The 23,068-nt window shown below is 73.6% G+C and carries 17 protein-coding genes; 5 read left to right on the forward strand and 12 right to left on the reverse strand.

Annotated features, from left to right (window positions below):
• The first annotated feature begins 38 nt into the window (after window positions 1–38).
• On the forward strand, window positions 39–947 hold the full coding sequence (locus FR742_RS24255) for a family 16 glycosylhydrolase (protein WP_148033070.1): 909 nt from the start codon (window positions 39–41) through the stop codon (window positions 945–947).
• Between the two features lie 53 nt (window positions 948–1,000).
• Here the strand turns inward: FR742_RS24255 and FR742_RS24260 are convergent, their stop codons facing one another.
• The 3 genes from FR742_RS24260 to FR742_RS24270 are packed head-to-tail and all read right to left on the reverse strand — an operon-like array spanning window position 1,001 to window position 7,802.
• On the reverse strand, window positions 1,001–3,613 hold the full coding sequence (locus tag FR742_RS24260; protein WP_148033071.1) for an NACHT domain-containing protein: 2,613 nt from the start codon (window positions 3,611–3,613) through the stop codon (window positions 1,001–1,003).
• Window positions 3,610–4,263: a hypothetical protein gene (locus tag FR742_RS24265; RefSeq protein ID WP_148033072.1), complete on the reverse strand. Its 654-nt coding sequence runs from the start codon at window positions 4,261–4,263 to the stop codon at window positions 3,610–3,612. The genes FR742_RS24260 and FR742_RS24265 overlap by 4 nt, the downstream gene beginning before the upstream one ends.
• Before the next feature lie 35 nt (window positions 4,264–4,298).
• Window positions 4,299–7,802: a PD40 domain-containing protein gene (locus tag FR742_RS24270; protein WP_148033073.1), complete on the reverse strand. Its 3,504-nt coding sequence runs from the start codon at window positions 7,800–7,802 to the stop codon at window positions 4,299–4,301.
• A gap of 190 nt (window positions 7,803–7,992) precedes the next feature.
• Here FR742_RS24270 and FR742_RS24275 point away from each other — a divergent pair, with 190 nt between their 5' ends.
• The 3 genes from FR742_RS24275 (at window position 7,993) to FR742_RS24285 (ending at window position 11,537) form a co-directional block, all read left to right on the forward strand.
• Window positions 7,993–9,225 (forward strand): NB-ARC domain-containing protein, encoded by a 1,233-nt coding sequence (locus FR742_RS24275; protein ID WP_187281288.1) that lies wholly within the window; start codon window positions 7,993–7,995, stop codon window positions 9,223–9,225.
• A gap of 101 nt (window positions 9,226–9,326) precedes the next feature.
• Window positions 9,327–10,748 (forward strand): S28 family serine protease, encoded by a 1,422-nt coding sequence (locus FR742_RS24280; RefSeq protein ID WP_148033075.1) that lies wholly within the window; start codon window positions 9,327–9,329, stop codon window positions 10,746–10,748.
• A gap of 177 nt (window positions 10,749–10,925) precedes the next feature.
• Window positions 10,926–11,537, forward strand: coding sequence for a helix-turn-helix domain-containing protein (locus FR742_RS24285; protein ID WP_222709040.1), 612 nt, complete (start codon window positions 10,926–10,928; stop codon window positions 11,535–11,537).
• A 4-nt stretch (window positions 11,538–11,541) separates the two neighbouring features.
• On the opposite strand, the gene FR742_RS24290 is transcribed toward FR742_RS24285, so the two are convergent.
• Window positions 11,542–12,354, reverse strand: a complete 813-nt coding sequence (locus tag FR742_RS24290) for a tryptophan 2,3-dioxygenase (protein ID WP_148033077.1) — start codon at window positions 12,352–12,354, stop codon at window positions 11,542–11,544.
• A gap of 156 nt (window positions 12,355–12,510) precedes the next feature.
• Here FR742_RS24290 and FR742_RS24295 point away from each other — a divergent pair, with 156 nt between their 5' ends.
• Window positions 12,511–12,939 (forward strand): Lrp/AsnC family transcriptional regulator, encoded by a 429-nt coding sequence (locus FR742_RS24295; RefSeq protein ID WP_219546296.1) that lies wholly within the window; start codon window positions 12,511–12,513, stop codon window positions 12,937–12,939.
• On the opposite strand, the gene FR742_RS45950 is transcribed toward FR742_RS24295, so the two are convergent.
• From FR742_RS45950 to FR742_RS24335, 8 genes are all read right to left on the reverse strand, one after another.
• Complete coding sequence (locus tag FR742_RS45950; protein ID WP_148033079.1) at window positions 12,923–14,074, reverse strand: alpha/beta hydrolase; 1,152 nt, start codon at window positions 14,072–14,074, stop codon at window positions 12,923–12,925. The genes FR742_RS24295 and FR742_RS45950 overlap by 17 nt on opposite strands.
• Window positions 14,075–14,150: 76 nt before the next feature.
• A complete protein-coding gene (locus tag FR742_RS24305) occupies window positions 14,151–15,164 on the reverse strand; it encodes an LLM class flavin-dependent oxidoreductase (RefSeq protein ID WP_148033080.1) in 1,014 nt (337 codons plus the stop codon).
• Window positions 15,161–15,487, reverse strand: coding sequence for a TIGR04076 family protein (locus FR742_RS24310; RefSeq protein ID WP_148033081.1), 327 nt, complete (start codon window positions 15,485–15,487; stop codon window positions 15,161–15,163). The genes FR742_RS24305 and FR742_RS24310 overlap by 4 nt, the downstream gene beginning before the upstream one ends.
• Window positions 15,484–15,879 carry a DUF4440 domain-containing protein gene (locus tag FR742_RS24315; RefSeq protein ID WP_148033082.1) on the reverse strand — a complete coding sequence of 132 codons (396 nt, stop codon included), beginning with the start codon at window positions 15,877–15,879 and terminating at the stop codon, window positions 15,484–15,486. Before FR742_RS24315 ends, FR742_RS24310 begins: the two co-directional genes overlap by 4 nt.
• A complete protein-coding gene (locus tag FR742_RS24320; protein WP_148033083.1) occupies window positions 15,876–17,123 on the reverse strand; it encodes an amidohydrolase family protein in 1,248 nt (415 codons plus the stop codon). Before FR742_RS24320 ends, FR742_RS24315 begins: the two co-directional genes overlap by 4 nt.
• Window positions 17,120–19,324 (reverse strand): hydantoinase B/oxoprolinase family protein, encoded by a 2,205-nt coding sequence (locus FR742_RS24325; RefSeq protein ID WP_261808716.1) that lies wholly within the window; start codon window positions 19,322–19,324, stop codon window positions 17,120–17,122. The genes FR742_RS24320 and FR742_RS24325 overlap by 4 nt, the downstream gene beginning before the upstream one ends.
• On the reverse strand, window positions 19,317–21,014 hold the full coding sequence (locus tag FR742_RS24330) for a hydantoinase B/oxoprolinase family protein (protein WP_148033084.1): 1,698 nt from the start codon (window positions 21,012–21,014) through the stop codon (window positions 19,317–19,319). The genes FR742_RS24325 and FR742_RS24330 overlap by 8 nt, the downstream gene beginning before the upstream one ends.
• On the reverse strand, window positions 21,011–23,062 hold the full coding sequence (locus FR742_RS24335) for a hydantoinase/oxoprolinase family protein (RefSeq protein WP_148033085.1): 2,052 nt from the start codon (window positions 23,060–23,062) through the stop codon (window positions 21,011–21,013). Before FR742_RS24335 ends, FR742_RS24330 begins: the two co-directional genes overlap by 4 nt.
• Between the last annotated feature and the right edge of the window lie 6 nt (window positions 23,063–23,068).

Consider the following 23,068-nt stretch of genomic DNA (forward strand, 5'->3'; position numbering starts at 1 on the left):
GTGCGGGCACTCTGTGGCGGAACCGGCAAAGGAAACAGATGTCTGATCATGGCGTCGACCGGCGTAGATTTCTGACCGTCTCCGGCCTGTCCCTGGGGGTGGCGGCCTTGCCCACCGGCGCGACGGCCGCGACCCCGTCCCCTTCTCCCGCCCGTGCCGAGACGTGGGAGAACGTCATCGAGAAGTCGTCCTTCGACAGCTGGACGGCCTTCGACCGGGAGTGGAACCGCCTCTATCCCTGGGGAGGCGACGACGACACCCACAACGGCGCCGCCCGGATGCACGCCGGCCAGATCTCACTCTCCGGGGGCGTGCTGACCCTGAAGGCGACCCGGCTGGCCGCGGCCGACGGGACCAGCCCGCACAAGCCGTACGCCCCGCTGTGGTACCGCTCCGGCGCCATCCACGCCAAGGAACAGATCATCGTCAACGACCAGTTCCCCGAGTACGACATCGAGGGCGAGTTCAGCGCCCAGACCGGGCCGGGCATCTGGCCGGCGTTCTGGACGACCGGGGAATGGCCGGCGTGGCCGCCGGAGACCGACATCCTGGAGTACGTGGGCGACTCCACCAACCTCTTCAACACCTGGAACAAGACCTCCAGCGGCGATGAGGGCGAGGAGGCCGGCGACGACTACTTCGTCACGCGGGAGCGGGTGCCCGTCGCGAACCCGGCCGCCTGGCACAAGTACCGGGTCTGGATGTACAAAGACGGCGACGACGTCGGGCTGGACTACTACCTCGACGGCTCCTGGGTGGCGACCCACAGGGGCGAGAACTGGGCCGGCGTCCCGCAGTACCTCATCATCAACCTGCAGATGGGCTCGTACGCGTCCGGCCTGGACGGGCCCGGCGACCCCGGCTGGAACCAACAGCTGCCGGGGCCGACCGGCGACACCCACCTGCGTGCCCGCAACGTCTGGGTGGGCCGCACCCGCGCCTGGTGACAGGCCGCCGTTCGGGAACTCCCCGCGTGTCGGATCTTCGCCCCTTTCCGGCGTCATCTGTCGCCGGGAGTCAGGAAGTCCTGGAGCTCGCGGTGCCGGAACTGGTACGTGGCGCCGCTGACGCGCAGCAGGTTGGCCTCGCAGGCCCAGTCGAGAAAGGCCCACAGCCGTAGCGGCAGCAGGCCACGCGCGGCCGCGACGGCCAGGCCGATCATGGTGCGGGCCCAGGCGATCGCGCCGAAGGCGAGGCCGAAGGTCACGCCGCCGACGAGCGCGCACAGCAGCGACTCGGCGACGTCGTGTTTCATGAGGAACACCAGGAAGGCCGCGACGCCGCCGATGAGGCCGAAGGCCAGCCCGATGACCGCGTTGCGGTGCAGGGCCTCTCGCGGGTGGGCCAGCTCCGCGTCCTTGCTCCAGCCCCCGGTGGCGATCGTGAAGACGACCCCGAGCGCGAAGGCGAGGACGAAGGCGGCGGCCACCCCCGCGGCCAGCGGCAGCGGACCGGCGCCGGCCAGCCGCAGCGGCGGCAGGCCGGTGAGCGCGCCGCACAGCCCGAAGCCCAGCAGGGTGAGGGGTTCGGCGCGGATCGCCTCCGGCACGGTCATGCGCTCGGCTCCCGGCCGGCCGGCCGCCGTCAGCCCGATCACGGCGCCCAGCACCAGTCCCCCCGTGCCCCCGGCGACGACCGCGAAGCCGGGACCGAAGGCCCTTCCCCCGGTCAGCGCGAGCCCGGTCAGCCCTCCGAGCACGCCGACGGGCACCCCCCCCAGCGCGCCCACCAGACCGCCGGTGACCCGGCGCCGTCGCGGCACCCCGGTCCGCCCACCGGCGGCGGCCGGCCACGGCGCCAGCGACAGCACGGTGGCGATGACCACCCACCCCGCCATCAGCGCCAGGGTGAGCGACTGATCCGGGAGCTCACCGGCCGCCGAGCCCGTCCAGAACGCCAGCATCGCGATCACCGCGAACACCACACACCCCAGACTGTGCAGCACCCGCACCCGCCGCCGCCCCCCGATCGGCCACAACAGATGAGGCACAAGATCGATCGCCGTCAACCCAGGCGCCATCCGCCCCACCCCAGCACCACGCCCCACCCGCCCACCCAGGTGGAGACCAATGCCGGACACCGGCCCATCCACCCCGGCAGCGCCACCCACTCGCCCGCGCGGGTGGAGGCCAAGGCCGGGCGGCGGCCCGTTGCGGTGCCCGCGCAGGTGGGTGAGGAAGCCGGGCCTCGGCCGGTCTGCCTCGGTGGCGAGGGTGGACTGGTCGTGTAGGTGGGCGGCCAGGCGGACGAGCCATGAGCGGACCTGGTCAGGGCGGTAGGGGGTGCCGTGGGCGGTGCGGGGTGCCAGGTGGGTGGCCGCAGGCACGTACGCGTCAAGCAGCCTTCCGGCGATCAGTGCCGCTCCGGCGGCGGGGTCGGCGTCCGGGTCGGCGTGGAGCAGGTCGTCGGGGTGGCCGCCGGACTCCACGGCGGTCACGGTCAGCAGCAGCCGCCACGGCGTGGCGAGCGCGGCGTGCACGGCCTCGCCCGCGGGCCCCGACAGCGCCGCGTGGACGGCGTCGCGGTGCGGGGCGAAGGGGTGGCCGTCCGGCCAGCGGGCGCGCAGGTAGGTGCCGATCTGCTCGGTGTTGAGGTGTCTCAGCCTGATCAGGGCGGCGTTGTCCAGCCCCGCCCCGGCCGCGCGCAGCTCGGCGTGGCGGTCGGCGCGGCAGGTCACGACGACCGCGCCCGGCCGCCGCCCGGAGAGGTCGCTGTAGCGGTTGAGCTCGGCGAGCAGCCCGATCGCCCGGCGCGGCGGACCCGACGACGGCTCGGGGTCCAGCTCGTCCAGCCCGTCCACCACCGGCAGCACCAGACGGTCGCGCACCAGCCGGTGCGCGTCCCTGGCCGCGAGCCCGAACTGCTGCGCGAGCTGCTCGGCCAGCCAGGATTCGAACGGCCTGCCCAGGGTCCACCGGGCCGCGTTCAGGCGCACCGGCACCGGCCGGTCCCGGCCGGGTCGTCCCCCCAGCAGGGGTTCCAGCAGTTGCAGCACCAGCTCGACGGCGAGCACCGTCTTGCCCGCCCCCGACTCCCCCACGACCAGCAGGCGCCGCGGGCGCAGGCCGCCGAAGAACCGGCCGATCGCGTGCAGGTCGTGCGCCGCCCCGCCGCCCGAGGCGTCGTCAGGGCCGAAGGGAAGCGGCGCGAGACTGTAGCCGCCGAGCAGCCCTTTGCGTGCCCGGTCCTCCTCCCGGAGCACGCGCCGGGCCAGCAGCCGGACGGCGGGATCGGGCGGGGGGACGTCGGCGGGTGGCGGCTCGGGCGCGGGGGCGGCCGGTTCGGCCAGGGCCGCCCTGGCCGCCCGCCAGCGTTCGAGCTCGGCGGGGATCAGCTCGGGCGGATGGTCGCAGTAGTGGAAGCAGGCGGTGACGAAGGCCCGGACGAAGTCCCACCGGGGCAGCCTGTCGGTCTGCCGCAGGACGTGCGAGGTCGTGCTCTTCGGCAGGGCGTCGACCTTGGTCCCGTCGGCGGTCGGCGTCTGACCGCCGAGGACGCGCAGCCTGCTCAGGGACGGCTCGCCGGCCCACTGCCTGAGCAGGGCCAGCGAGCGTACGAAGTCCGCCGTGCCGGCGGTGCCGGGGCCCGGCGGGCGGGGACGCTCCGCGGTCATCCGTCCCCCGTCCGGACCAGCGACCACGCGAAGCTCGCGCGGCCGCGCCGCGGCCACCGGCCGGCCACGCACCGGCCCTCCAGCGTCTGGACGTGGCGGCACTCCATCAGGAAGTTGCGCGCCTCGTCGGCCTCGACGAGCTCGCGGCCGACGGCGATGGGCACGAACCCGTGGCGGGGGATGTAGACCCATCGGCCCCGGTCCCAGTCGTAGGGGTCGAACCAGCGGTGGCGCACCGTACCCGACACCCGCACCTCCGGCCCGTCCCTGGTCAGCACGAACGACCCGTGCGAGCGCAGCAGGCTCATCCTGCTGACGTAGAACAGCTCCGTGCCGATGAAGGCGTTGATCCGCGCGTCCCAGTGGTCGTGCGACCAGCTCGACCCGCCGTCGGGCAGCAGCCCCGCCTCCCGGGTGAGCTGCCGCTCGAACCGGCGCTGGTTCCTGCGCTCGGCCTTCTCGATCACCCGGAACGAGCGCAGCCACCGCGACGACATCGTCCTGGACGCGCCCGCGCCGTCCATGAAGTGCTCCAGGAAGTCGGACGCGATCGGGTGGACGTCGCGGCCGCCGTCGATGATCGAGCGGAACAGCGCCACCAGCTCGGGGACGGGCCGGTCCGTCCGCCGCCGCAGTCCTCGCAGGAACATGCGCGCTCTCCCCCCGAGAGGGCCCGGCTCCGGGGTCATGGACACGTCCGGCGGTACTCTTCCTCCTGCACGTGGTTCTCCCATTCCTCGCGGGTGAGGGCGCGGCCCGCGTTGGCGCACGCCGCGGCCACCAGGTCGGCGGGGGTGCGGACGTTCCAGAGCCGCGCGGCGCCGTCGCCGCCCACCGTGGCGACGGACGCCCCGTCAGGGCCGTAGGCGACGTCGGTCACGCCGCCGGTGTGGCCGGTCATCGGCGCTCCGAGCCTCCGGTGGATCCGCAGGTCCCAGAGCTGCACGCCGCCGTCCGCTGAGCCGGTGGCGAGGATCCGGCCGTCGGGGCTGAACGCGAGCGCGCCGGTCGCCCCGTCCTCGTTGATCAGGGCGATGCCCGCCGGGCGGCGACGTCCGACGTCCCACAGCCGGACCGCGTCGTCGGCGGCCGTGTAGGCGAGCGTCCGGCCGTCGGGGCTGAACGCCAGGTCGTTGACCAGCCCGCCGGCGGCGGCGGGCGGCGAGCCGGGGATCTCGCGGCGGGTGGCCACGTCGAAGAGCCGCACCCGCTCGTCGAAGCCCGCGCTGGCCAGGGTCGCGCCGTCCGGGCTGATCGCCATCCCGGTGACGACGTCGGTGTGGCCGGGGACGCGCAGGCGCGGCCCGGTCTCCCCGCGGCGCGCGAGGTCCCAGAACGCGATGTCCTGACCGACCTGGACGGCGGCGAACCTGCCGTCGGGGCTGAGCTCGGCCACGCCGTCGAGGGTCCGGTCGTGGGCGAGCTCGCGGCGGCCCGCGACGTCCCAGAGCCGCAGGCCGTCCCCGCCGGAGGTCAGGAGCGTGCGGCCGTCGGGGGTGAACTCGATCGTGGCCACGGAACGGCGGGTGCCCGTCGGCCTCAGCGGCGGGCCCGCGGGCCGCTGGGTGGCGGTGTCCCACAGCTGGATCGCGGGATCCTTCTCGCCGGCCGCCCCGGCGGCGAGCGTGCGGCCGTCGGGGCTCAGCGCGACGGCCGAGCGCGCGGGCACGTGGGTCCCGATCTGCTGGCGGATCCGCGGGTCCGCCAGGCGCACCACGCCGTCCTGGCCGGCCGCGGCGAGCAGCGTCCCGTCCGGGCTGAACGCCACGCATTCGAGGACGCCGACGTTGTCGGCGAGCGTGAGGAGCCGCCGGCGGGCCGCGGTGTCCCACAGGACGGTGCGGCCGCTGCCTCCCGCGGTGGCGATCCTGGTGCCGTCCGGGCTGAAGGCGATCGCGGTGAACCCGGCGAGGTGGTCCTTGAGCTCGCCCGTCCGCTCGCGCGAGGCCAGGTCCCACAGGAGGGCGGTCCTTCCCTGGCTGACGGTGGCGAGGGTGGCGCCGTCCGGGCTGAGCGCGACGTCGAGGACGGTGTCGGCCTGCCGGGCGACGGGTTCGCCCCGCGGCCGGGAGGTGACGGGGTCCCAGAGCCGTACGACCCTGCCTCTCGCGACCGCCATGACCGTGCCGTCCCGGCTGAAGGTCACCTCGCGGACGATGTTCGCCAGCTTCGGCCCGTGGTCGGGGCGGCCCATCGGCGGGCCGTGCGGGCGGTGCGTCGCGGCGTCCCACTGCCGGACGACGCCTCTGAAGTCGCCGGTCACGAGGGTCTTCCCGTCGGGACGGTACGCCAGCGCCGACACGACCGCTTCGTGCTCCAGCGGCCGGCCCAGCTCGCGGCGGGTGGCCACGTCGTAGAACCGGACGCTGCCCGCGCACGCGGTGGCCAGCGTGCGGCCGTCGGGGCTGAAGGCCAGGCGGACGTCCGAGCAGTCGTACTTGGGCCGGGTGATGGGCGCGCCGAGCTGCCGGCGCGACGCGGTGTCCCAGAGCCGCGCGGTGCCGTCGTCGCTCCCCGTCGCGATGGCGGAGCCGTCGGGGCTGAACGCCAGCGCCATGACGCCGCGCGCGTGCCCGGTGAGCGTCCCCCTGCCGGTGCGGGTCGCCGCGTACAGGACGCGGTTGCGCGCCTCGTCGGTCGGGGCGATGTCCCACGCGGCCACGGCCAGCAGTGAGGAGAGCGTGGCGTCTCCGGTGACCTCGCTCTGCGCGGCGAGCTGGCGAGAGATCGCCACCGCGCGCTGCCGTACGGCCTCGTCGGCCGCGGCGACGGCGGCGCCGGCCGCGCAGAGGGCGAGCACCGACAGCGCCGACAGACCGCCCATGACGAGACGGCGGCGGCGGGTCACGCGCCGCGCCTCCCGCACGGAGGCCGTGACGAAGCTCTCCGCGGTGGGGCCCGGCGGGGGGAAGCTGCCGGGGTCGCGGTCCCAGCGGGGCCGGCTGTCCTGGACGGCCAGCAGCCGGGGGCCCCGGTAGAGGAAGGCGGGGTCGCGGTGGTTCTCGGCCCACTGCCCGGCGGCGTCCAGGAGCCGGTCGTACACCTCCTGCGCGGCGAGGTCGGGTTCGAGCCACTGCCGCAGGGTGGGCCAGGCCGTGAGGAGCGCGTCGTGGGCGATCTCGACGGAGTCCTCGTGCAGGGTGAGCAGGCGGCGGCCGGCGAACGCGGACAGCAGCGCCGCGACCCGCTCCCCTGGGCGCGCGGACGCGGCGGCGTGCAGCTCGGCCAGCGTCGCCGCGCGCCGCGCCGGCCGGCCGCCGGGGGTGATCACCATCATCCGCCGGAAGATCCTCAGCGCGGCCTTGCGATCCTCAGGCGGCAGCTCGCCGAGCGCCTCGTCGGCCGTACGCCGTACGGAGTCGCGGACCCGGCCGGACTCCTCGTAGCCGCGGACGGTCAGGGTGCGGCCTTCGCGTCGCTCCCAGGTGTTGCGCAGCGCCTGGGAAAGCAGGGGGAGGGCCGCGGCACCGTAGCGATCGCCCGCTGACGGCCCGGCGCGCAGCTCGGCCAGGATGATCTCCACCAGGCCGGGTTCGAGCTCCAGGCCCGCCGCGGCGGCGGGGCCGGTGATGGCCAGCCGGAGGTCCGGCTCCGTCATCGGCTCGACGATCACCTGGCCGTCCTGGATGGCCTCGGCGAGGTGCGGGTAGGCGGCGCAGCGTTCCCAGTAGTCCGCGCGCACCCCCACGATCACCGCGGCGCCTCCGGGGCGGGCCGCCATGGCGTGCAGGGCGCCGACGAACGCCTGGCGCTCCCGCTCGTCGGTCACCAGGGTGAACAGTTCCTCGAACTGGTCGACCACCAGGACGAGCCGGCCGGGCGTCCGAGGGACGTCACGTAATGTCCGCTCGACCTCCTCCGGGTGCCCGCCGAACGCCCGCGCCCAGGCTTCGGCGAGCGCGCGGAACGGCCGCGCGGTCGGCGTGACGAGCAGGCGCGGCCAGTCGTGCGATCCGGCGAGCGCCGGCATCAGCCCCGCCCTCAGCAGCGAGGACTTGCCCACACCCGAGGCGCCGGTGACCAGCAGGACGGAGCCGTGGTCCGTCAGCCGCCTTCGCAGCCGGTCGAGGAGGTCGCGGGTCGCCCTCGTACGGCCGAAGAACAGCTCGGCCCTCCCGCTCTCGAAGGGCGCCAGACCCTGGTAGGGGCATAGATCGTGCGCATGGCCGTGATCCTCCCGCTCGCCCATGGCGCTCATTCTGGTCACTCGCCGCCGCTCCCATCAATCGCATTCGAACGGGGATCCGGGATGGCCCGGCCCGTCCGATTCCGTCCGATGTCGTCTCACCAGTGGCCTGAACAGCGTGGACGCGGTTTCGATGGTCCTCTCTGTCCGCACCGGCAGGGCTGACGAAATCGAACCGGGGGGTGTCGGAACCGTGGGGGATCCCTGTGCCGGGATGTCCTTGGGGGCGTTGCTGCGCGGGTGGCGGGAGCGCGCGCTGCTGACCCAGGAGCAACTCGCCGAACGGGCCTGTCTCAACGTCAGAACCGTGCGCCGCATGGAGAGCGGCGCGCTCCTGCGGCCGCGCGTCACGTCGATGCTGCTGCTGGCGGAGGCGCTGGAGCTGAACGGCGCGGACCGGGCGACGCTGAACGCCGCCGCCCACGGCCAGCCTGGCCCGGCGGTGGCGGGGCCGCCTCCCGTGACCGTGCCCCGGCAACTGCCCGCCGACGTCGCCGCGTTGGCCGGCCGGGATCGGGAGCTGGCGGTCGTGGAGGGCCACCGCAGCTCGCACACGGTGCCGGTCGTCTGCGTCAACGGGATGGCGGGCATCGGCAAGACGGCGCTGGCGGTGCACGCCGCGCACCGGCTCGCGCCGCTGTACCCCGACGGCCAGCTCTTCGTCGACCTGCGCGGCCACGCCCCGAAGGCGCCCGTCGAGCCCGGCACGGCCCTCGCCCGCGTGCTGCGCACCCTCGGCGTCCCGGACGAGCACATCCCCTGGCACCCTGACGACCGCGCCGCGCTCTACCGCAGCGTGCTCGCCGGACGCAGGGTCCTGATCGTCCTGGACGACGCCGCCGACGAGCACCAGCTCCTCCCGCTGCTGCCCGCGGGGCCGGGATGCCTGGTGATCGTCACCAGCCGCCGCCGCCTGACCTGTCACGGCGACGCCCGCGGCCTGTCGCTGGACGTCCTGCCGGTCACCGCCGGGATCGCGCTGTTCACCCGGCTGGCCGGCCTGGACCGCCGCGCCCCGTCGGACGTCCTGGCGGAGGTCGTGCGGCGCTGCGGGCTGCTCCCCCTGGCCATCCGCATCGCCGCCGCCCGGCTCAGGGCGCGCCCCGCCTGGGGGGTGCGGCATCTGCTCGACCGGCTGGCCTGCGACCGGCTGGCCGAGCTGGCGGACGGCCCGCACAGCGTCGCCGCCGCCCTGGACCGGTCGTACGATCGGCTGCCGGACGAGCAGCGGCGGGTGTACCGGCTGCTGGGCTCGGGCGGCCGCGCCGGCTTCGGCGCCGACACGGCCGCCGCACTGCTGGACACGAGCATGCCGCGGGCGCGGCGGCTGCTGGACCAGCTGATGGACGCCCACCTCCTCCAGGAGACGTCACCCTGCTGGTACCGGATGCACGACCTGGTGCACGACCACGCCGCGGCGCTGTGACGCGGCCGGCCGCGTGGGGCCGCTGGGCCGGAGGGTCGCCTTGGAACCGGCAGATCGGTATAAGTGAGACGTCCTGCTCCTCGACGCAAACCAGGAGAAGCATGTCCCCGCGCCCCCGTCTGCTCCCGGCCGCACTCGCCCTCGCGTTAGTCACCACCGGCGCACTCGCCCAGCCGGCTTCGGCCGCCGCGACCGCGAGCGCCGCTTCCGCCGCCACCGTCGCCGATCCCCTGCTGGACAAGCTCGCCGCGATCCCCGGCCTGACCGTCGTCTCCGAGACCCGGCCGAGCGGTTTCCGCTTCTTCGTCCTCACGCTCACCCAGCCGGTGGACCACCGCCGTCCGGGCAAGGGCACGTACCAGCAGCGTCTCACCCTGCTGCACCGGTCCGACGACGCGCCCGTGGTGCTCTACACCGGCGGCTACGGCCTGGCCGTCAACCCGTCGGCCTCGCAGACCGAGCCGACCCGGCTGCTGGGCGCCAATCAGGTCTCGGTCGAGCACCGGTTCTTCCGCAGCTCGCGGCCGGAGCCCGCCGACTGGGGCAAGCTCGACATCTGGCAGCAGGCGAGCGACGAGCACCGCATCGTCCAGGCGCTCAAGACCGTCTACGGCGGCAAGTGGATCCAGACCGGCGCCAGCAAGGGCGGCATGACCTCGGTCTACCACCGCCGCTTCTACCCGGACGACGTGGACGGCGTGATCGCCTACGTGGCGCCGAACGACCGGGTCAACCCCGCCGACCGCGCCTATGACGAGTTCTTCGAGAACGTGGGCGACGCCGCCTGCCGCACCTCGCTGGAGAACGTGCAGAAGGAGGCGCTGAAGCGGCGCGCCAGGCTGGTGCCGAGGTTCGAGGCCGAGGCCGCGCGGAACGGCTACACCTTCACCCAGTCGCTCGGCAGCGCCGACCGGTCGTTCGAGATGACCGTGCTCGACGCGGTGTGGGCCTTCTGGCAGTACTCGAACGAGAGCGACTGCGCGGACGTGCCGCCCGGCACGGCGACCGACGACGAGATCTACGACTGGATCGACACCGTCGCCGGCTTCTCCTTCTACACCGACCAGGGCATCGGCTACTACGTCCCCTACTACTACCAGGCCGCCACCCAGCTCGGCTGGCCCACGCTCAAGTTCGGGCATCTGCGCGGCCTGACCCGCTACCCCGGGCTCTACCAGCCCAACTCGGTCATCCCCGCCGAGTTGCGGTCCCGCCACGACCCGCTGCCGATGCTGGACGTCGACCACTGGGTGCGCAAGCAGTCCAGCCGGATGATGTTCGTCTATGGGGAGAACGACCCGTGGAGCGCGGAGCGGTTCACGCCCAGCCGCCATGACTCGTACCTGTATGTCGCCCCCGGCGCCAACCACGGCGCGAACATCGCCCGCCTGCCCGACGCCGAGCGGCAGGCGGCCACGGACACGCTGCTCCGCTGGGCCGGGGTGACCGGCGCCCAGGCTGCCCAGCGCGGCGTGTCGTCCATCCCCGACGACGACATGCTCCCCGACCGCCGCACCTTCTGACCCGCCGCCGGGGCGAGGTCCGGGCAGCGCCCGGCCTCGCTCCGGCCACGCCCGTGTGGCGCGGAAACCGTCACACAGCCTCTGACCATCGGGTTCGCCGGAAAGGGTTGGCCCAGGCGCCTTCCGTGAAATATGTTCATGCTGCTGAACAACCCCCCTTTTACCTGGAGGTCACCGGTGACGTCGGGAGGCCGGTCCGCGGACGAGCCCCGTCAGGAGCTCGTGGGCGCGCGGATGCGCCAGTTCCGCAAGGAACGCGGGATGACACTGCGCGGCCTGTCGGCCGGTTCCGGCCTGTCGATCGGGTTCCTCTCCCAGGTGGAGCGCGGGATCTCCACCATCGGGCTGGTCGCGCTGAACAGCGTCGCGGCGGCGCTGGACCGGGGCGTCGCCGAGTTCTTCGACGACTCCCCCGGCCACCAGCCCGGGCGGGACACCGAGCGGCTGCCGGAGCATTTCACCCTCACCCGGGCCCAGACGGCGGCGACCGAGTACGTGTCGGGGGCCCAGACGTACCGGATGCTGTCCTCGCGCGGGCCCAGCCTGGTGCTGGAGCCGCTGCTGGTGCACATCGCGCCGGGCGGGCGGCGGGAGCCGGCGTACGGGCACTCCGGGGAGGAGTTCGCCTACGTGCTGAGCGGGGAGTTGCTGTACGAGGTGGACGGGGTGGAGCACCGGCTCCACCCCGGCGACAGCGTCCACCTGCGCTCGACGGTGCCGCACAGCATGTACAACGACACCGACGAGGTGACGACGGTGGTGTCCGTCGTGACGCCCAGGCTGTTCTAGACGCTCAGATCAGGGTCCTGGCCGACCACAGTTCCGGGAAGATCTCGCGGCGCAGCGACCGCTCCAGCCAGCTCGCGCCGCTCGACCCTCCGGTGCCCGTCTTCGCGCCCATCGCGCGGCGTACCACCATGAGGTGGAGGGTGCGCCACCGCATGAACCCCTCGGCGACGTCGGTCAGCGCCTCGGCGAGCTCCCAGAGGTGGTCGCCGGCGCCGCGCTCGGCGTACACGCGGGCCCAGGCCTGCTCTACCAGGGGCTCGGGCTGGTACGGCTGAGCCGGGTCGCGCGCCAGGGTGGTGGCGGGGATCTCGTAGCCGAGCCGGGCCAGCACGGACATGGCGACGTCGTACAGGCTGGGCGCGCGCAGCGCCGCCAGCAGCTCGCCGTGGGCCTCGGGATTGCCGCGGTGCACCCGCGCCAGGGACTCGGACTTGTCGCCGAGCAGGAACTCGACCTCGCGGTAGAGCGCAGACTGGAACCCGGAGCCCTCGCCGAGCGCCGGCCGGAAGGCGTTGAACTGGCGCGGCGTGAGGCGGTTCAGCGGGCGCCAGGCGGTGTTGACCACATCCAGGTAGGCCGCCGCGCGGGCGATGGCGGCGGTCGCCGGGGGCAGGTCGGGGGTGCCGAGCAGGCGGGCGGCCAGACGCAGTTCGGTGCGCACCAGGCCGAAGTAGAGCTCCATCACCTGAGTGGTCACCAGGAAGGCGGGCTCCTCGGGCGCGTCGGTGCGCGGGCCCGGCAGCGCGCGCAGGGTGTCCGTGCCGACGTACTCGTCGTACGGCGTGGCTTGCGCGAAGCTCAGATTGGGGGTCACCATCGCTTCCTCCTCGTTCACCTCAATGTTCACCGAAGACGAACTGTGATGAAATGGCATGTCGAAGGCGTTGGGACGGGGAGACTTTCCGTTCTCAAAGCAGGACCGCGGGTTCGCCTTCACCGCTGCCGAGAGTGATGGGTGGGTGCCGTGGACGCGATGGACTGGGCGATCCTTACCGAGCTGCAGGCCGACGCCCGGCTCTCTTTCAGCGAGCTGTCCCGGCGGGTGCACCTGTCCTCCCCCGCCGTGGCCGAGCGGGTGCGGCGGCTGGAGGAGACCGGGGTGATCGAGGGCTACCACGCGCACGTCGACCTGGGGCGGGCCGGGCGTACGGTGCGGGCGCTCATCCGGATGTCCTGTTACGGGGCGCGCTGCGTGCTGCGTCACGAGGAGGCGCTGGAGCAGCCGGAGATCGTGCAGGTGTACCGGGTCACCGGTGACACGTGCTGCCTGCTGGTGGTCGCGCTGGCGTCGATGGCGGACTTCGAAGGGCTGATCGACCGGCTGGCTCAGTACGGGCGGCCGTCGAGCACGATGGTGCTGTCCAGCCCCGTGCGGTGGCGGCCGGTCACGGAGCTGCCCTGAGCCTGGCGGCGATCAGCTCGGCGGTGGCGTCCCAGATGGGGGCGGCCGGGTCGATCACGTCGAAGTGGTCGCCGGGGCGTTCCAGGTAGGTGACGTCGTCGTCCGTCCCCGCGGCGGCGTACCGGCGGTTGAAGTCGACCAGGTCCGGGTCGTCCTGGGCGCCCTGCACGACGAGCTGCGGGCCGCCCAGCGGGAGGCGGGCCAGCGGGCTGGATCTGGCGTACTCCTCCGGGATCTCGGTGCTGCGGCCGCCCAGCGCCATGGCGGTCGCGCCGCCGCTGAGGTCGCGCAGGTCGCATTCCACCAGGTCAAGCAGCCCGGCGAGGGAGACGGCCAGCGCGGGGGCCGGGCGTCCCGACTGCCACAGGTCGGCGGCCAGGCGCAGCGCGAGCTGACCGCCGGCGGAGTGGCCGATCACGGCGACGCGGGCGGGGTCGAGGTCCGAACGGTCACCGAGCGGCCGGTCGGGGTCCGGCAGGTCGAGGTCCGGCAAGGTGCTGAGCGCCGTGTAAGCGGCGGCGACGTCGGACACGGTCGCGGCCCAGCCGTGCCTGTCCGGGCGGCGGTACGCGACGTTCCACGCGGCGAATCCGCGGGCGGCCAGGTCGGCGGCGAGGGCGTCCATGAGGTCGGCGGCCCAGATGGACCGGTAGAAGCCGCCGTGCAGCAGCATCGCCACGGGGGCGGGCCGCGTCTCCGGCAGGTGGAGCTCGCCGTACTGGTCGGGGTGCGGGCCGTAGGGGACGCGGCGGGGCCGGGCCGCCGCCCGGTGCACGACGTGCCGGATGGCCCAGGTCAGGCCCTGCGCGCCGCGCCCGTACAGGTGGGTGGCGCCACCGGCCGGGTGCGGGCCGGTCACCCCCAGGTCCAGCCAGACCAGCCGCGACGCGTACGGCCTGGGCGGATCCATCAGGGCGCGCACCTCAGGATCGGCGCCGGGCAGCGCGACCACCAGTCCGTCCGCCCCGGCGGCGTCCAGGGCGGCGTCCAGGGCGGCCTCGAAGGACGGCGTGTCCGGCGGCGAGACCACCCGCCCGGCGACCCCGAGCGCCGCGAACTCGCGCCCGGCCAGCTCCCCGAGCAGCCCGAGATCCGCGACGAGCCCGGGGGCGGTGAGCACGGTAACAGTCGTCATGACGTCGCGGACCTCCGCATCGTGACAGCCGTCATCGCGTCGCCACGCCCGGCGTCGGGACGACCCCGTCGTGGTCTCATCGCGTCGCGGGCCTCAGCATGGGGACGACCTCCGCCCCGATCAGGGAGACGCCCTGATCGTCGGTGAGGCCGTGCGGGGTGCCGAACTCGACGCGGTGGACGCCCGCGTCGATCAGGCGCTGTGCCTGGGCTGCCACCTGGTCGGGTGTGCCGGAGAACGCGAACAGGTCCAGCAGGTCGTCCGGGATGAGCCTGGCCGCCTCCTCGTGGCGTCCTGCCGCGGTCTCGGTCTTGACCCGTGCCAGCAGGTCGGCGGGGACGTTCGCGGTGGGGTCCAGGTCGGCCACGACGGCGAGGTACATCGCCACCTCACGCCGGGCCTTCGCGCGGGCGGCGGCGCCGTCGGCGGCCACGACGGTGACCGCGCCGAGCACGATGCCGACGTCGTCGGCGGACCGCCCGGCCTGTTCGGCCCCCGGACGCAACCGCTCCCTGATCACCGGCACCATCGCCGGGTTGGCGCTGCCGCCCACCTTGATCTCGTCGGCGAGACGTCCCGCGAGCGCCGCGCCGCGCGCGCCCCAGGCGCCGATCAGCAGCGGCGGGCGGGGACGCTGTACGGGGTAGCGCAGCGCGGTGCCGGGCGCCAGCGTGAACACCTCCCCGGAGAAGCCGGAGGTGTCGCCGCCGAGCAGCCGGTACACGACCTCGGCGCACTCGGCCAGCGCGGTCAGCGGGCGCGGCTGCGCCAGCCCCACCTCGCCCAGCCAGGTGCCGCGGGCCAGGCCCAGGTAGGCCCGCCCGCCGGAGGCCAGGTCGAGCGCGGCGACCTGGCCCGCGATCTCGTACGGGGCCATCGAGTAGGGGTTGAGGCAGGCCGTGCCCAGGCGCACCCGGGAGGTGGCGGCGGCCATCTCCAGCAGCGGGAAGATGGGCGGCTGGTACATCAGGTCGCCGAACACCGACACCACGTCGATGCCGTGCTCCTCGGCGATGCGGGCCAGCCGGGCGTAGTCGCCCGGGCGCTTGTCGCTCTGCAGGCCGATGCCGATCTCGAAGCCGCGGCTCATGTGAGGTCCGCCGAGTTCATCGGGCGGCGCCGGACGCGCTCCAGCCGCATGGTGAGCCGCTCCTCCGGGTCCGGGCAGCAGAACAGGGTGTCGCGTTCCAGCCAGTCCCCCGGGCCGAGGTCGCGCTGTTTGGCGGCCAGGAAGGGCAGGACGGCGGCCAGGGCCCAGACGCAGAAGTGGCGGCCGTCGGGGATCCGCAGGTGGGCGCTGTTCTCCAGCTCGAAGTAGTCGCCCACGGCCATGCCGCAGACCGAGCGGCCCTCGATCGTGTCGACGGTGACCCGCAGGTCGTAGAGCTCCATGTCGGTGTCGCCGGTGGTCATGCTCCCTCACTCAGCAGCTCGGCGTGATGGTGGGCGATCAGCCAGCGGCCGCGCGTGTGCCGGAGCACGTCGGTGACCCTGGTGTGCTGGGCGGGGGCGCCGTGCGGCTCGGCCACCAGGACGTACCGGGCCACGCCCACCTCTCCCCAGACGTCGATGCGCTTGTCGCGGGCGGTCAGCGTGTCCATGACCGGCCGGCGGCCGGCGCCGTCCCGGGCGTCGCGGTAGGCGTCCAGCTCGGCGCGGGTGCGCAGCGGGCCCGGCAGGTGGGTCTCCCAGGTGGTCACGTCGGGGTGCAGGTGGCCGTCGAAGCGGGCGCGGTCGCCGGCGACGAACGCGGCGTACAGGTCGTCGATGGCGGCGGCGATGTCCGCCGCGGCGTCCAGGGTCACGGTGTCTTCCTTCCAGAGGTCGAGGGGCCGGTCCGCACGACGCGGCCGCCCTTCATCACCCAGTGGACGCCCCGGTACGCGGACGCCGCGGCCAGGGGGTTCTCGTCCATCGCGATCAGGTCGGCGTACCGGCCGGGTTCCACGGTGCCGATGTCGGCCTCGGCGCGGAGCCAGCGGGCGGGGCCCAGGGTGGCGGCGTGGAGCGCGCGGGCCGGGCCGATCACCTCGGCCATGTGCTCCAGCTCGCGCACGGTCGCGTTGGTGCCCTCGAACGACCAGAACGGCGGCATGTCGCTGCCGAGCAGCACCTCCACCCCGGCGGCCACCGCGGTGGCGAAGCTGTCCAGGTGGGCGGGGCCGGCGCCGAGCGAGCGGCACTGCATCCACTCCGGCACGCCCAGCTCGTCGAAGAACTCCTTGCAGCGGGTGACCAGCAGGGTGGGCACCAGCGCGGTGCCGCGGGCGGCCATCCGGGCGGCCACCTCGGGGGTGAGCTGGTAGCCGTGCTCCACGCAGTCCAGGCCGAGCTCCACGGCCTGGGCGATCACGGCGGCGGGGCCGGCGTGCGCGGTGACCCTGCGGCCCCAGGCGTGCGCGGTCTCGATCACCGCCGCCATCTCGTCGGCGAACAGCTGGGGCGTGTCGATCGACTCGTGCTGTCCCGCGATGCCGCCGGAGATCATCACCTTGATGAGGTCGGCGCCGGCCTTGAGCTGGGCGCGGGTGCCGCGCCTGAAGCCGTCGACGCCGTCGCACTCCAGGGTGTCGGTGCCCTCGTGGCCGTGCCCGCCGGTGCAGACCAGGGCGCGCCCGGCGGTGAACATGCGGGGTCCGGGCACCCGGCCGGCCTCGATGGCGCGCCGGAGCGCGAAGTCGGCGTGGTCCTTCTCGGCCACGCAGCGCACGGTGGTGACGCCGCAGGCGAGGGTGCGGCGGGCGCCGTCGGCCATGTAGAGGGCCAGCTCGTGCGGGTTCAGGTCCTTGACCTGGTCACCGCCGGCGCCGGGGAGGGACAGGGACAGGTGGGTGTGCATGTTGACCAGTCCGGGCGTGACGTACGCGCCGCCCAGGTCGACGCGGTCCACGTCCGTCCGGTCCGCCACCTCGGCCAGGATCTCCTGCCGGGTGCCCACGGCCGCGATGCGGTCGCCCTGAACAAGGATCCCGGCGTCCTCGACAGGGCTCGCCCCGTCGGCCACCCGGCCGTCGGCCACGGTGCAGCCGGTGATCACGACCGTGTTCATCGCATCTCCTTGAGCATGGAGCCCCCCGCCGTCGGAGGTGGGGAGGGCTTGAGCGTGGAGCCCTCAACCATCGGGGGTGGGGAGGGCTTGAGCATGGAGCCCCCTGCCGTCGGGCGTGGGGAGGGCTTGAGCATGGAGCCCTCAACCGTCGGGGGTGAGGAGGGCTTGAGCACGGAGCCCTCAACCGTCGGGGGTGAGGAGGGCTTGAGCACGGAGCCGCCCGCCGTCGGGGGTGGGGAGGGAACGGGGAGCGGCGCCGCTACGTCGTAGACGTCGCGGGCGGCTTCCGCTGAGACGTAGCCCTCGGCGACGTCGCGGCGGACCGCCTCGGGATCGCGATCGCGCGGGTCGCCGTGGCCGCCGCCGCCCGCTGTCAGCAGCGTCACGCGGTCTCCTGGCTGGACCTTGACCCGCTTGGTGCTGACCCGCGCCTCACGGTCGGTGCCGGGGAACACGATCACCTGGTTCGGGTCCGGCTCCAGCCCGCCCATCAGGGCCCATGGCCGCGACCTCGTCTTCTTGATCACCGACAGGAACTCGCCCGGCGTGGTGAACCGGATGTCGCGCCGCAGGCCCACTCCGCCCCGGTGACGGCCCGCGCCGCCCGAGTCCGTACGCATCTCCAGGCGTTCGAAGAACATCCCGGTACGCGCCTCCAGCACCTCGACCGGCGTGTTGCGGGCCTGCGTCTGGGCCAGGTGGTTGGCGGGGCCGATGCCGTCGTGGTCCGGTGTGCCGCCCCAGCCGACGGCGTCGTTGTTGCTGACGGCGAACATCCGGCCGGTGTCGGGATGCGTACCGACCATCATGAAACCGGGCACGTCACCCCCGGACGAGGCCGGCACCCGGTCCGGCATGCCCTGCGCCAGCGCCTTGTAGATCAGCTCCAGCGCTACCGTGCCCGTCCACTGGGTGAACGTGGCCGCGGGGTAGGTGGCGTGGAACAGGGTGCCGGGCTCGGCCCGTACCTCCAGCGGCGCGAAGTGGCCCGCGTTGGTCTCCTCCCACGGGGTGGTGATGGCCTTGAACGCGACCCGGCAGGTGGCGATGGTGGCGCCCAGGGGGAGGTTCACCGGCCCTGGCGTCATCGCGGCCGAGCCGTCGAAGTCGACGGTGAAGCGCCCGTCGGCGATCGTGACCGTGACCCGCATCTTGACCGGGTCCTCGGTGATGCCGTCGTCGTCCAGCCAGTCCTCGGCCGTCCACGTGCCCTGCGGCAGCGCGGCGACGGCGTCGGCGGCCGACCTGGTGGCGGCCTCGACGGCCCTGTCCACGGCGGCGGTCACCAGGGGCGTGCCGTAGCGGGCGTGCACGTCGGCGAGGCGGCGTTCGCCGGTACGCAGGGCGGCCACCTGGGCGTGCAGGTCGCCGATGACCAGGTCCGGCATCCGCGAGTTGAACCGGATCAGCTCATGGATCTCCCGGACAGGCTCGCCCCGGGAGAACACCTTCGTACCCGGAAAAATCAACCCTTCCTGGTGCATGTCCGTCGAATCCAGGACATAGCCCGGGTCCTTGGCGCCCAGATCCATCCAGTGCGCCCGCACGCACACGAAGCCCAGCAGCCCGGGGTCCCCGTACACCGGGGCGAACAGGGTCGCGTCGTAGGAGTGGGCCGCGTTCCAGTACGGGTAGTTCAGCAGCACCACGTCACCGGGCAGCAGGTTCTCCCGCCCCACGTACTCCACGCCCTTGCGGATGGAGTAGTCGTTCGCGCCGAGGAACCGGCTCAGCCCGGTGGCCTCGGCGACCAGCCTCAGGTCCGGGTCGTAGACCGAGATCCCGTAGTCGCGCACCTCGTAGATCACCGGGTTGAACGAGGTCCGCTCCAGGGTGGCCCGCATCTCCTCGGCCACCGCGACCAGATGACAGCGCACGACCTCCGCCGTCGCCCCGTCCAGAGCGATGCCAGGAACCCCGGAATCAGACCGCGCAGGCCCGGACACCCCGCCGTCCGACCGCGCGGATCCGGGCGTCGCGGGGTCCGGCCATGCGTGGCCGGACGCCGCGAGATCCGGCCGCGCATGGCCGGGCGTCGTGAGGTCCGGCCGCGTGGGATCCGACACCCCGGCGTCCGGCCGCGCAGGACCGAGCGTCGCGGGGTCCGGCCGCGCGGGGCCAGGCGTCGCGGGATTCGGCCGTGCGGGGCTGGGCGTGGTGGGATTCGGCCGTGCGGGGCTGGGCGTGGTGGGGTCAGCCATCGTCCACGCCGTAGATTTCGCGGGCGGCTTCCGCTGAGACGTAGCCCTCGGCAACGTCTCGGCGGACCGCCTCGGGATCGCGCTCGCGCGGGTCGCCGTGGCCGCCGCCGCCCGCCGTCAGCAGCGTCACCCGGTCTCCCGGCTCGACCTTGACCCGCTTGGTGCTCACCCGGGCCTCACGATCCGTGCCGGGGAACACGATCACCTGGTTCGGGTCCGGCTCCAGCCCGCCCTCCAGGGCCCATGGCCGCGACCGCGTCTTCTTGATCACCGACAGGAACTCTCCCGGCGTGGTGAAGCGGATCTCGCGCCGCAGGCCCACTCCGCCCCGGTGACGGCCCGCGCCGCCCGAGTCCGTACGCATCTCCAGGCGTTCGAAGAACATCCCGGTACGCGCCTCCAGCACCTCGATCGGGGTGCTCCGCCCGGCGCTGCCGGAGACGTGGGTCGCCGCGTTCATGCCGTCGTGGTCCGGCGTGGCGCCCCAGCCGACCAGGTCGTTGTTGCTGACGGCGAACATCTGACCCGTGTCGGGATGCGTACCGACCATCATGAAACCGGGCACGTCACCCCCGGACGAGGCCGGCACCCGGTCCGGCATGCCCTGCGCCAGCGCCTTGAGGATGAGCTCCACCGCCACGATGCCCGTCCAGAGCGTGAACGTGGGCTGCGGGTAGACGGCGTGGAACAGCGTCCCCGGCTCGGCGCGGACCTCCAGCGGCACCGTCGTGCCGTGGTTGGACGGCTCGTCGGGCGAGGTCAGCGACTTGAGTATGACCTTGCAGAGCGCGACCGTGGCGCCGAACGGCATGTTGATCGGGCCCGGCGTGGCCGGGGCGGAGCCGTCGAAGTCGACCGTGAAGCGCCCGTCGGCGATCGTGACCGTGACCCGCATCTTGACCGGGTCCTCGGTGATGCCGTCGTCGTCGACCCAGTCCTCGGCCGTCCACGTGCCCTGCGGCAGCGCCGCGAGGGCGGCGCGGGTGCGGGCCTCGCCGTCCTCGACCATGCGCTGGACGGCCGCGTCCACGGTGGGGCGGCCGAACTTGTCCAGGATCTCCAGCAGGCGGCGCTCGCCGGTGCGCAGGGCGGCCACCTGGGCGTGCAGGTCACCGATGACCAGGTCCGGCATCCGCGAGTTGAACCGGATCAGCTCATGGATCTCCCGCACAGGCTCACCCCGGGAAAACACCTTCGTACCCGGAAAAATCAACCCTTCCTGATGCATGTCCGTCGAATCCAGGACATAGCCCGGATCCTTGGCGCCCAGATCCATCCAGTGCGCCCGCACGCACAGGAACCCGACCAGCGTGCCGTCGGCCTCCGGGTCCGCGGGATCCGGCTGGAACACCGGGGCGAACAGGGTCGCGTCGTACGAGTGGGCCGCGTTCCAGTACGGGTAGTTGAGCAGCACGATGTCGCCGCGGTGCAGGTTCTCCCTGCCCACGTACTCCACGCCCTTGGCCAGCGAGAAGTCGTTCGCCCCCAGGAAGAACGTCAGCCCGGTGGCCTCGGCCACCAGCCGCAGGTCCGCGTCGTACATGGACAGCCCGAAGTCGTGCACCTCGTAGATCACCGGGTTGAACGAGGTCCGGATCAGGGTGGCCCGCATCTCCTCGGCCGCGGCCAGCAGGTAGCTGCGGACCACCTCGGCCGTCGCGCCGTCCAGCCGCACGTTCGCCTCGCTCATGCCCGAGCCTCCGGAGTGAGAGTGACCAGCAGATGACCGAAGGGGTCCACCTGGACGCGCTGCCCGGAGTGCACGACCGTGGTGGAGGTGCCCTCGTCGATCAGGGCGGGGCCGTCCAGGGCGTCGCCCGGCTCCAGCTTGGCCCGGTCGTACACGGCGAACTCCGTCACCGCCCGCGTCCCGAAGTCGTAGGCGTCCCGCCGGCCGGTGCGGGCCCGGCCGGGGTCGCCGTCGCCGGGGGCGTGCCGGGGCAGCTCCGGCTTCTCGATGCGCCCGATGCCGCGCACCCGCAGGTTCAGGATCTGCAGCTGGTTGTCCATGACGTGCCCGTACCGGGCGTGGTGCAGCTCCTCGAACGCGGCCCGCACCACGTCGGGGCGCAGGTCGCGGCCGACGGGGACCGTCAGCGAGTGCTCCTGGCCGAGGTAGCGCACCTCCATGGCGCGTTCCAGCACGGCCTGCCCGGCGGGGATACCCTGCGCGGCCAGCGAGGCCGCCGCCTCGGCCGCGGCCTCGGCGAACACCGACTCCAGCGCGGCCAGGTCGGCGTCCTCCAGGGTGACCATGACGGTACGCGACACGTCGTCCACGATGTCGGCCGCCAGCATGCCCCACGCGGAGAACCCGGACGGCGCGAACGGGACGATCACCTCGGGGATGCCCATCTCGCGGGCCAGGAGCGGCGCCAGCAGCGGCCCGGCGCCGCCGAAGGCCAGCAGCGAGAAGACCCGGGGATCGTGGCCCCGCTCGACCGTGATCTGCCGGACCGCGCCGACCGTCCTGGCCAGCAGCACGTCGAAGATCCCGGCCGCGGCGGCCTCGACGCCGAGCCCGAGCGGCTCGGCGATCTGCTCGCGCAGCGCGTCCCTGGCCGCCTCGTCGTGCAGGCGCATGTCGCCGCCGAGGAAGCGGTCCGGGTCGACGTAGCCGAGGGTCACGGCGGCGTCGGTGACCGTGGGCCGGGTGCCGCCGCGGCCGTAGCAGACCGGGCCGGGGTCGGCGCCGGCGCTCTGCGGGCCGACCTTGAGCAGGCCGCGGTCCAGGTGGGCGACCGAGCCGCCGCCCGCGCCGATGGTGCGGATGTCGTAGGCGGGGATGAGCAGCGGGAAGTGCTCCAGCTTCGCCTCATAAGCCGCCACCGCCGCGCCCCGCTCGATCACGCAGGTGTCCAGCGACGTGCCGCCGATGTCGAAGGTCAGCAGGTTGTCGCGGCCGAGCGCGGCGGCGACGTGCGCGGCTCCGACGATGCCGCCGGCCGGGCCGGACAGCACGGTGTGCATGGGCGAGGTCTTGGCCACCCCCGAGGTCATCGAACCGCCGCCGGACCGCATGATCAGGAACCGGCCGTCGAAGCCGTCCTCGGCCAGGCCCGCTTCCAGGCGGTCGACGTAACGCTCGAAGATGGGGCGGATGTAGGCGTCCAGGACGGTGGTGCTGGTCCGCTCGTACTCACGGTACTCGCGCACGATGTCCGTCGACACCGACACGGTGACCTGCGGGTACGCCTCGCGGATGAGCCGCGCGGCCTGCTTCTCGTGCTCGGGGTTGAGGTAGGAGTGCAGGAAGCAGACCGCGATCGTCCGGACCCCCTGCTCCTCCACCAGGATCCGGGCGGCCTCCCGCACGTCGTCCGGGTCCAGGTCCTCCACGACGCGGCCCTTGTAGTCGAGCCGCCCCCGCACCCCGATCGTGGCGGCGCGCCGGACCAGGCTCTCCGGGCGCTGGTACTGGAAGTCGTACATGTGGTCCGAGGGCACGTTGCCCCGGCCCAGCAGGAAGACGTCACGGAAGCCCTCGTTGGCGATGATCCCGGTGGTCTCGCCGCGCCGCTCCAGCACCGCGTTCAGCCCGAGCGTGGTGCCGTGGATGAACAGCTCCACCTCGCGCAGGTCGGTGCCGAGCAGCTCGACGGCGGTGAGCACGCCCTCCCAGGGGCGGGCCGGGGTCGTCGGCGCCTTGCGGAAGCGGACCGCGTGGGTGCGCGTGTCCAGCTCCATGGCGTCGACGAAGGTGCCGCCGATGTCGACGGCCAGCCTGATCGCGGGCATGGGATG

The organism is Nonomuraea sp. C10 (assembly GCF_008017515.1).
Taxonomy (GTDB): Bacteria; Actinomycetota; Actinomycetes; order Streptosporangiales; family Streptosporangiaceae; genus Nonomuraea; species Nonomuraea ferruginea.